Consider the following 10,927-nt stretch of genomic DNA (forward strand, 5'->3'; position numbering starts at 1 on the left):
AAAAGGACCGGTAAGAAAATATTACCAGCCCTTTTTAAATATTCTTTCTACAGATTAAGCTAATGTAATCTTGTTCTCTGCATCTTTTATCTTACCCTCTTTAAAGAGCCAGCCCATACCGAGCAAAGTCTCTTCTGAGGTAATTTTAGCTGCTTTAGCAATCTCAGCAACGCTCAAGGGCTTTTCAGCTGTAGCTAAGGCCTGATATACATCGCCAGCCTTAAATCCTACTGTTTCTGCATTAATCTCTAATTCAACTTTCTTTGCAGTACTTCTCTTCGGTGCTGCTTTCTTCTCAACAGCTTTTGTTGCAGCTGTCTTTCTTACACTTACGTTCTTCTCTGTCATAATTCAAGTAAAACACATTAAGATCGACAATGTCTAAAAGACATACAATCTTTTCAAATTCTCGATGCAAATATAGTGATTTTATTCAAATTATTAAAAATTTTATCAAGAAAAATCGTATTCAACACATTAAGTGCTTTTTTAATATCAATTTTCTTGACTTAAATCAACCTTTATCTGCAGCTCATCCAGCTGTTTCTCATCAAGAGCAGACGGCGCATCCAACATGACATCACGTCCACTGTTATTCTTCGGGAACGCAATACAATCACGTATACTGTCTAATCCTGCCATTACAGAAACAAAACGATCAAGGCCAAAAGCCAATCCTGCATGAGGAGGTGCGCCATACTTAAATGCATTTATCAAGAAGCCGAACTGAGCCATCGCACGCTCCGGCGTGAAGCCCAATATCTTAAACATACGCTCTTGCAGACGTCCGTCATGGATACGAAGGCTTCCTCCACCCAATTCAATACCATTGCAAACGAAATCATACGCCTTAGCACGCACTCTTTCCGGATGCTCTTCCAATAATGGAATATCATCAGGATTTGGCATTGTAAACGGATGATGAGTAGACATCAGGCGCTGTTCCTCATCGCTCCACTCAAACAGCGGGAAGTCAATAATCCACAGACATTCAAATTTATTCTTGTCACGCAAGCCAAGCCTGTCGCCCATTTCCAATCTAAGGCTACAGAGCTGAACACGTGTCTTGTTTGCATTATCACCACTAAGAATCAATACCAGGTCACCATTACCTGCACCCATCACTTCTTTAAGTTTCTGCAAGACATCTGCATCATAGAACTTATCTATGCTGCTTTTTACAGAACCGTCTTCATTAAACTTAACCCAAACAAGTCCTTTAGCACCAACTTGCGGTTTCTTTACGAAATCGGTCAGCTGATCTATCTGCTTTCTTGTATAAGAAGCACAGCCCGGCACACAGATTCCGCCAATATATTCTGCACTATTGAACACCTCGAACGAGCCTGTGCCCTTTAGAGTATCCATTAGTTCAACGAATTCCATTCCAAAACGCAAGTCTGGCTTATCGCTTCCAAATCTGCGCATTGCCTCATGCCATGTCATTTGCTGGAGTTTGGCCGGTAATTCCACACCACGTATTTCCTTAAACAAGTGGCGTGCCATATCTTCAAAAAGATTGATAACATCATCCTGATCAACAAAAGACATCTCACAGTCTATCTGTGTGAACTCAGGCTGACGGTCGGCACGAAGATCTTCGTCACGGAAACACTTTGCTATCTGGAAGTATCTGTCAAATCCGCTCACCATAAGCAACTGCTTCAGAGTCTGCGGACTTTGTGGCAATGCGTAGAACTGTCCTGGATTCATGCGTGAAGGCACAACAAAATCTCGTGCACCTTCAGGAGTGCTACCTATTAATATAGGTGTCTCAACCTCAATAAAATCTTTTGAATCCAAGAAGTTGCGTATCAATATTGTCATACGGTGGCGCAATTCAAGATTCTTGCGGACGCATGAACGGCGCAAGTCCAAATAGCGATATTTCATTCTTATATCATCACCACCATCTGTATTATCCTCTATTGTAAACGGCGGCGTGATGCTTTCACTCAGGACATTCATCTCAGAGACGATAATCTCTATATCACCAGTAGGCAGATTCTTGTTCTTGCTCTCGCGTTCGTTTACAAGTCCTGTAGCCTGTATACAAAACTCACGTCCAAGTTTGTTGGCTGCAGCACACAGCTCAACATTGTCGTTTTCATTAAAGACAAGCTGTGTAATACCATATCGGTCACGGATATCGACAAATGTCATTCCGCCCATTTTACGGATGCGCTGAACCCATCCGGCCAGAGTAACTGTCTTGCCAGCATCAGACAAGCGCAATTCCCCACATGTATTTGTTCTATACATAAACTTACAAATTACTTTAATTATGATGCAAAAGTACAAAAAATGACCGAATGAACAAATTTTAAATGGCTAAAAGTAAAATTACACTCTATGATAGTATAAATTTCAACTGTTTAAACCGAGCAGGCATCCGTTCAGCGGCTTATACAGATAACTCTTTTTAAGATGAAGAACACAAAAAATCTCCAACTTTTAGAGGAACAAATACGCAGCACTATCAGCCAAAAATTTCAAAATTGCAAACTAGCAAGCAACTCCCAAACATCCCTCTGACAATTATAATAAATACATAAAAAAACAGAAAACTTTTTGGTTAAAAGCCTCTGAAAACGCCATTATTTTTTACATGAATGTATTTCCTTTAGAAAATCGCGAAAAACTTCATTTTTCGTATTTCACTACATATCAATGGGTTAGCACAGAATATCTAATTACCTGATACATTCTCCAATACAAAACATGCCCTTTTACACAGCAAAAAGCATGGTTTCAGGACACAAAAGCAATGCTTTAACCGATAAAAAACAATGAATTTACGCCTAAAAACAATAACATCACACAGACTTCGACAACAAAAACAATAAAAAAGGTTATAAAAACACGAAAAACGTCCACCAACATTTAATTTATGTTACGACGCTTTTTCTATTTTAGAGAAAACTTTTTGCAAAATAACAGCACAAAATCAGTAATAAAATTTTACCATACCAGACTTAAAAATACAATTTACAAATTAAGGCTAAAACGAATAATCGCGCAATCATCCCAAACCAAAATAATTAAAGATATTTCCCCTTTATCCTAGAACTGATAAAAACAGGCACGAAATGGCATGCCCATAAAACATGCAGCCAACTACCCCGTTTGACAAAAATATATTACAAAACGAATTTGAATATAATCTTACAATCAAATCATAATTAATTAACACAAAATAAATCATCGATTATATATTTTATAAAAAAAAGATGTAAATTTGCTGCAAAAAATTATTATTAACCGAATAAAAATGAAAAAGATCCTATTCATTTCAATGTTGCTGATACTTTGCATAAGCAATGCAGCAGCACAAAAGACGGCAGAAATTAAGTTTGACAAGCAAACTTATAATTTCGGCAAATTTTCAGAAAGTAATCCCGTACAAAAGTGTACATTTAACTTTACCAACGTGGGAGATGCCCCACTCGTAATAAACCAAGCAATGGCCAGCTGTGGATGCACAGTTCCATCATACACTAAAGCTCCAATAGCTCCCGGCGGAAAGGGAACAGTGACAGTGACATACAACGGCAAAGGCAAATTTCCTGGACATTTTAAGAAATCAATCACAATAAAGTCTAACGCAAAGAATGAAATTGTGCGCTTATATGTAGAAGGCACAATGGAAGAAGCAAAATAAATAAAAAGGGAGCATTGAGCTCCCTTTTTTATTATCATTATATCATAAGAATATTCATCACTAACCTTATTCACATCAAAATGAATATGCAAAACCTATTGAGGCATATTCTTTAAACTGCCAATATCCATAGTCATCATGGCGCACTGACGATCCGTCGTCAAATCTCGGATATATGAAGATATTTGTCGAGATATATTTATTAAACTGGAATGTAAAAGTGTTTTCCCATTCTACTTCAGTTCGTTCATAAGTCGTATAACCATAAAGACGGGTCTTCCATTTAATCAAATCCGAAAAAGCCCATGTCAAATCTATCGTACATTCAGAACCCACATCATTCATTGTATGCGAACCTTCCTCTAGTCCATATCTTGTTGCAAGCGATTTTCGTCCGACATATCTGAAGTTGTATGCAATAGGAGCCATCTGCAAAGATCCTGTTAGCTTTCCGTTAAAAGCGTTTACCGAATAGCTCATACCCAAAGATAAGTTTATATTCAACGGCGATAAAATATCTGAATATACCTCAGGATCGTTGCTCTTATAGCCACGCATAAACTGGGTATATGCGATAAGCTGCAATGTATAATACCAATTCTTGCTTGCCTGAAGTCCCAATTTACCCGTATATCTTATAAGGTCCTCTGTAGTCTTAAAGTTATGCAGTGTGTCTCCGCTTGAGGTTTGGAATCCTAATTTAAGCTCAAGCTTATTTTCGAACTTAACCTTTTGTTTATTATTGTAATTCGCTTGTAGCGTGGTACTTGCAACCATTGAATAATTGCTTTCGCCACCTTTATACCAGTTACTTGAGACATAATTTTGCAGGAACTGCAAATAGTAGTCACCGCCAAAAGTCCAAAAGTTCGGTTTCTCTATGACAATTTCAACAGGAGCGTCAAGGCTTACGTCCGGTGCGGAAGCCTCTTCCCTAGAATAATCAACCTTATGACGTATTGGCGAAGTTATCTCTTCATGCAAAGAGCCTATTTTGCTTAAGTCACTTTCCGTATTTACAACATATTCCGGATGATTAACATAAACAGACATCAACGCATCATCAATAGCGCTGCTCACATCATCAACACCCTTGTACTTATCATTAATGCTAAAAGTATGACCAGCTACAGAATAATAAAATGTCAGAGGAGCAAAAACGCGGAAAAAGCGGGCATCAGATCCTGCATCATCATCCAAAGTATCAGCTGCATACATTAAAGAATCCATATGGACTTTACACGCTTTAAGCGAATCAATATACGAAGCCACGATGAAAGAATCTCTGCTTATGTTTCGGCCATTATGATGCTTAATAGGCGCTCCGAAACAAGACACCGCACAGAAGAACTCCAAGATTATTAATATCAATATTTGCTTATGTTTCATACTTTTAGCACTTTTTGCGTGCAAAGTTAGTATTAATATTCAAAAACAGAACATTAATGGCTGTTTTTTTCAACACACACGAAACTATTAAAATTAAGAGATTATAATTTTGGCATATCAGCATTTTTTCTTAATTTTGCACCTTGTATATTAGTATTAATAAATAACCAAAATATTATAATCGTGGCAGAGACAAAGTATATATTCGTTACCGGCGGTGTAGCTTCCTCTCTTGGAAAAGGAATAATATCGTCATCAATAGGCAAACTTCTTCAGGCCAGAGGATACAACATCACTATCCAAAAGTTCGACCCATACATCAACATTGACCCGGGTACGCTGAACCCTTATGAACATGGCGAATGTTATGTAACAGTGGATGGCCACGAGGCAGACCTTGACCTCGGACATTACGAACGTTTTACCGGTATTCAGACAACCAAAGCCAATAACCTTACAACAGGCCGTATATATAAGGCCGTCATAGACAAAGAGCGCCGTGGCGACTATTTGGGAAAGACAATACAGGTAATCCCCCATATCACAGATGAAATAAAGCGCAACGTAATGTTGCTTGGCAAGAAGAACAACTATGACTTCGTAATTACAGAAATCGGAGGTACAGTAGGAGATATTGAAGGCTTGCCATTCTTAGAAAGTATCAGACAGCTAAAATGGGAACTTGGCAAGAGGGCTCTTTGTGTCCATCTTACTTATATTCCTTATTTGGCTGCAGCCAAAGAATTAAAGACAAAACCGACTCAGCACTCAGTCAAAGAGCTGCAAAGCGTTGGTATCCAGCCGGATATCCTTGTGTTAAGAACCGAGCATCCAATAAACGACAATATCAGAAAGAAAGTTGCAAACTTCTGTAATGTTGACGCTGACGCAGTAGTACAAAGTGTCGACATGCCGACAATATACGAAGTTCCGGTAAGGATGCAGGAACAAAAGCTTGACGAAACAATATTGCGCAAAATGGGTGAACCTGTTGGTGAAACACCGACATTAGGTCCATGGCGTTCATTCTTGGAACGTAGACATAAAGCAACAGAAATCGTAAATATCGGACTTGTTGGAAAATATGACCTGCAGGATGCATACAAGAGTATCCTGGAGAGTCTGTCACAGGCAGGAACATATAACGATTACAAAGTCAAAACGACATTCATAAACAGCGAAAAGATTACAGAAGACAATGTTGCCGAAAAGCTTAAAGATATGGACGGTATTGTTATTTGCCCGGGATTCGGTCAAAGAGGAATAGAAGGAAAGATTGTCGCTGCACATTACACACGTACACATGACATTCCAACATTCGGTATATGTCTGGGTATGCAAATGATGGTAATTGAATTTGCACGTAATGTCCTTGGATACGAAGATGCCAACAGTCGAGAGATGGACGAGAAGACAGAACATAATGTCATTGATATTATGGAAGACCAGAAAAACATCACAAACATGGGCGGCACGATGCGACTTGGTGCTTATGAGTGTATTTTGAAACAAGGCTCACGCGTATTCGATATCTATAAGAAAGAATATATCCAGGAGCGTCATCGTCATCGTTATGAATTCAACAACGATTTCGAACAAGAATACGAAAGAGCCGGAATGAAGTGTGTTGGCCGTAATCCGGAAAGCAACCTGATTGAAATAGTTGAAATACCAGGATTGAAATGGTATATCGGCACACAATTCCATCCGGAATATTCAAGCACAGTACTTCATCCACATCCGCTGTTCCTTGATTTTATCAAAAAGGCTATAGAGAACAAAAAAAGCAAAAATTGATATATTATTAAAAGGTAAAAGAATAAAAATAACACCATAGAGAGAAACAAAAGATGGATAAGAATACAATCATTGGCTTTGTTCTCATCGCTGCTCTGCTAATCGGCTTCAGCTGGTATACTCAACCATCTGAAGAAGATATTGCCAAACAACGTATGCAAGACTCGATAACAGCTCTTGCAAAGAAAAAAGCCGAAGAAAGCCGTAACGCTGAGGCACAAGCCTCTAATCAGAATGCACAAAATAATGTAAATGCAGATACTACAGCTGTTTTCTATAAGTCGTTAAGCGGTAAAGCTCAAAACATTATTTTGAAGAATTCAAAATTAGAGCTTACACTCAGCACAAAAGGCGGTACTGTTGAAAAAGCTGTAATAAAGGACTTTAAAGATAACAAGGGCAATAAAGACCTTACTCTTTTTGACAGTAAAGATCAGTCTTTAAAATTCATGCTTGAAGGTAAAGAAACAAATATCATAACAAGCGATCTATACTTTACACCTTCAAACATTACAGACTCAACAGTTACAATGACTGCTGTTGGCTCTAATGGAAGATCCTTAGTAATGAATTATAAGCTTGGCAAGAACTATCTGCTACATTTCTCTTTAAAAGCAAATGGAATGAGCGGACTTTTCTCACCAAACTACAACAAACTTGACATCGAATGGACAGACCACTGCCGCCAACAAGAAAAGGGCTTTACCTTTGAAAACAGGTATGCATCTCTTACTTATCATTTCACGGATGGAGGTACTGACTATATTAGCGAGACAAGTGAAAAGGTTGATGAGAAAATAGAAGACGCCATCGACTGGGTTGCCTTCAAGAACCAGTTCTTCAGTGCAGTAATGATTGCAAAGGACGATTTGGGAACAAACTCATTAATGACAAGCATTCCACAGGAAAAAGGTTCTGGCTACCTGAAACAATATGGTGCAAAGGTCAAGACATCATTTGACCCAACAGGCAATAATTCAACTGAACTTGAATTCTATTATGGTCCCAACGACTTCAGACTGTTGCAAAAGATTGAAAAAGAAAGCACATTCAACAAAGATTTAGAGCTTCACCGCTTGGTATATCTTGGATGGCCTTTGTTCCGTATAATTAACCGTTGGTTCACCTTATACGTGTTCGACTGGCTTACAGGCTTGAACATCAATATGGGTATTGTCCTTATACTGATCACACTTTTACTTAAGGTAATAACTTATCCTTTGGTCAAGAAGAGCTACATGTCTTCAGCAAAGATGAGAGTTTTAAAACCAAAACTTGAAGAAGCGACCAAACAATACAACAAGCCTGAAGACCAGATGCAGAAGCAGCAGGCAATGATGGCACTATACGCCAAATATGGTGTAAGTCCATTGAGCGGCTGTCTCCCAATGTTAATACAGATGCCTATCTGGATTGCCATGTTCAACTTTGTCCCCAATGCGATACAGCTACGTGGTGAAAGTTTCTTATGGATAAGTGACTTGTCAACATACGATCCGATAATCGAATGGCATAACAACATATGGCTCATAGGTGATCACCTGAGTTTAACATGTATTCTATTCTGTGTAGCAAACGTTTTGTATTCAATAATGACAATACGTCAGCAGAAAGACCAGATGGTCGGAGCTCAGGCTGAACAAATGAAGATGATGCAATGGATGACTTATCTGATGCCAGTTATGTTCTTCTTCATGTTCAACGACTATTCATCAGGCCTTAACTTCTATTACTTTGTATCTTTGTTCTTCAGTGCTGCCATCATGTGGACTTTGCGCAAGACTACAAACGATGAAAAATTGTTGAGTATTCTTGAAGCAAGATATCAGGAAAACAAAAACAATCCTAAAAAGATTAGCGGCTTGGCGGCAAGACTCGAAGCCATGCAAAAACAGGCAGAGGAGTTAAAACGCCAACGCGAGGCACAAGACAAAATGAGAAAATAGGAAAAAACACATTTATAAATTAATAGGGGCATGCAAAAGTATGCCCCTATATTCTAAAAACACTAAATTTATGAACAAAGCAACAATCTTAGCAACCGCACTTTCAATTTGTTGTAGTTCGGTTAACGCACAAGAAAATGCGAGCTTCATCGGTAAAAGTAACATCACCTTGCAAAGTGATCTAATGACACCTGAGGCTCTGTGGGCAATGGGTCGAATCGGCACAGCACAGGCCTCGCCAGATGGAAAACACATTATCTACCAAGTAGGTTATTACAGTGTAAAACAAAACAAAGGCCATCAAGTAATCTACATTATGGATTCTGATGGAAAGAATAACAAAATGCTGACTACGTCTGCAAAAAGTGAGACGGATGCAGTATGGATAAAAGACGGTCAGAAAATTGCTTTTTTATGTGACGGCCAAATATGGGAAATGAATCCTGACGGAAGCGGCAGAAAGCAACTTACAAACGACAAAACAGGTATTGACGGATTTAAATTTTCTCCTGACGAAAAGTATGTTATACTTATCAAACAAATCCCATACCATGGAATTATAAAAGAAAAGCCAGAAGACTTACCTTTAACAACAGGAAGAGTCATCACAGATATGAATTACAGACACTGGGATGAATATGTTGAATCTATCCCCCACCCTTATCTGGCTGAAGTAACGTCAAACGGCATTGGAGAAGGCACTGATATAATGAAAGGTGAACCATACGAATGTCCTGTTAAGCCTTTCGGAGGTGCAGAGCAGCTAGCATGGAGCACTGACTCAAAAACAATTGCATATACTTCAAGAAAGAAGACCGGAATAAATTATGCAATTTCAACTGACACAGATATATATCTTTATAATATAGAGTCTAAACAGACTGTAAATATTTGCAAGCCTGCAAATTACAAAGAGCCTGAAATCAACATGACAAAGTCTATGAAAAACCAGGCTGTTAACTCTGAAGAAAATCTTAAAAACAACCCTGGATATGACGTAAATCCAAAATTCTCTCCCAACGGCCTATATGTCGCATGGTTAAGCATGGCACGCAACGGATATGAAAGCGACCGTAACAGACTTTGTGTCTATAACCTAAAAACTGGAGAAAAAACATATACAACAGAGTCATTCGACTCTAATGTCGATGATTTCTGCTGGTCTGCAGATTCAAAAACTTTATATTTCCTCGGCATTTGGCATGGTTGTGAGAACATATATCAGACCAATCTTAAGGGCAATGTAATGCAACTTACAGACGGTTGGAATGATTATGGCTCAGTTCAGATGCTTAATGACGGCAAAAAACTGCTAGCAGAGAGACACAGCATGTCTCAAGCATCTGAGTTATACATAGTAACTCCTGGCAAAAAAGAAAAGACAGCAAAAGTTGAACAAATAACATTTGAAAATAAGCATCTGTATGATCAAATGACATTTGGCAAAATTCAACAGCGCTGGACAAAGACAACAGATGGAAAAGACATGATGTATTGGATCATACTTCCGGCACACTTCGATGCAACAAAGAAGTATCCTACCCTACTGTTCTGCGAAGGCGGTCCGCAAAGCCCTGTTTCACAATTTTGGAGCTACCGATGGAACATGCAGATAATGGCGGCCAACGGTTATGTTGTAATAGCTCCGAACAGAAGAGGTCTGCCAGGCTTCGGCAGTGAATGGAATGAGGAAATTTCAGGCGACTGGACCGGCCAGTGCATGAATGACTATCTAAGTGCAATTGATGATGCATGCAAGAATCTCCCGTTCGTAGACAAGGATCGTCTCGGTGCTGTTGGTGCAAGCTTCGGAGGCTTCAGCGTATATTATCTTGCCGGACATCACAACAAGCGTTTCAAGTGTTTTATCGCTCATGACGGTGCTTTCAATCTAGAATCAATGTACACTGATACAGAAGAAGCTTGGTTCAGCAACTGGGAGTATGATGATGCATTCTGGAACAAGGACATGACAGAAAATGCAAAGAGAACATATGCCAACTCACCACACAAGTTTGTAGACAAATGGGACACACCTATATTGTGTATTCACGGAGAAAAAGACTACCGCATCAATGCGAACCAAGGTATGGGTGCATTTAATGCTGCTCGCATGAGAGGTATTCCTGCTGAG

The 10,927-nt window shown here is 39.0% G+C and carries 7 protein-coding genes; 4 read left to right on the top strand and 3 right to left on the bottom strand.

The genetic code is table 11. The features are described from left to right. Positions 1–54 precede the first annotated feature (54 nt). Both QVO66_RS06355 and aspS read right to left on the bottom strand, forming a co-directional pair. The gene (locus QVO66_RS06355; RefSeq protein ID WP_021854603.1) at positions 55–348 is read right to left on the bottom strand and encodes a winged helix-turn-helix domain-containing protein; all 294 of its coding nucleotides are present in this window, start codon (positions 346–348) and stop codon (positions 55–57) included. Positions 349–495: 147 nt separating this feature from the next. Continuing rightward, complete coding sequence (aspS, locus tag QVO66_RS06360) at positions 496–2,262, bottom strand: aspartate--tRNA ligase (protein ID WP_125104392.1); 1,767 nt, start codon at positions 2,260–2,262, stop codon at positions 496–498. A gap of 1,009 nt (positions 2,263–3,271) precedes the next feature. Between aspS and QVO66_RS06365 the strand changes: the two genes are divergently transcribed. Continuing rightward, the gene (locus QVO66_RS06365) at positions 3,272–3,661 is read left to right on the top strand and encodes a DUF1573 domain-containing protein (protein ID WP_053398104.1); all 390 of its coding nucleotides are present in this window, start codon (positions 3,272–3,274) and stop codon (positions 3,659–3,661) included. Positions 3,662–3,736: 75 nt separating this feature from the next. On the opposite strand, the gene QVO66_RS06370 is transcribed toward QVO66_RS06365, so the two are convergent. Beyond that, positions 3,737–5,050 carry a DUF3078 domain-containing protein gene (locus QVO66_RS06370; protein WP_021854606.1) on the bottom strand — a complete coding sequence of 438 codons (1,314 nt, stop codon included), beginning with the start codon at positions 5,048–5,050 and terminating at the stop codon, positions 3,737–3,739. A gap of 183 nt (positions 5,051–5,233) precedes the next feature. Here QVO66_RS06370 and QVO66_RS06375 point away from each other — a divergent pair, with 183 nt between their 5' ends. The 3 genes from QVO66_RS06375 to QVO66_RS06385 form a co-directional block, all read left to right on the top strand. Beyond that, positions 5,234–6,847: a CTP synthase gene (locus QVO66_RS06375; RefSeq protein ID WP_021854607.1), complete on the top strand. Its 1,614-nt coding sequence runs from the start codon at positions 5,234–5,236 to the stop codon at positions 6,845–6,847. 53 nt (positions 6,848–6,900) lie between these two features. Continuing rightward, positions 6,901–8,793 carry a membrane protein insertase YidC gene (gene yidC, locus QVO66_RS06380; RefSeq protein WP_021854608.1) on the top strand — a complete coding sequence of 631 codons (1,893 nt, stop codon included), beginning with the start codon at positions 6,901–6,903 and terminating at the stop codon, positions 8,791–8,793. Positions 8,794–8,863: 70 nt separating this feature from the next. Further along, on the top strand, positions 8,864–10,927 hold a 2,064-nt coding region (locus QVO66_RS06385), incomplete at its 3' end, for a S9 family peptidase (RefSeq protein ID WP_288172685.1).

Source organism: Prevotella sp. CAG:255 (assembly GCF_000431195.1).
In the GTDB taxonomy this organism is placed as follows: domain Bacteria; phylum Bacteroidota; class Bacteroidia; order Bacteroidales; family Bacteroidaceae; genus Prevotella; species Prevotella rara.

Excerpts from the sequence above, each read along its gene's own strand:
- yidC (WP_021854608.1), top strand. The coding sequence starts at position 6,901 with ATGGATAAGAATACAATCATTGGCTTTGTTCTCATCGCTGCTCTGCTA.
- aspS (WP_125104392.1), bottom strand. The coding sequence starts at position 2,262 with ATGTATAGAACAAATACATGTGGGGAATTGCGCTTGTCTGATGCTGGC.
- QVO66_RS06365 (WP_053398104.1), top strand. The coding sequence starts at position 3,272 with ATGAAAAAGATCCTATTCATTTCAATGTTGCTGATACTTTGCATAAGC.
- QVO66_RS06370 (WP_021854606.1), bottom strand. The coding sequence starts at position 5,050 with ATGAAACATAAGCAAATATTGATATTAATAATCTTGGAGTTCTTCTGT.
- QVO66_RS06355 (WP_021854603.1), bottom strand. The coding sequence starts at position 348 with ATGACAGAGAAGAACGTAAGTGTAAGAAAGACAGCTGCAACAAAAGCT.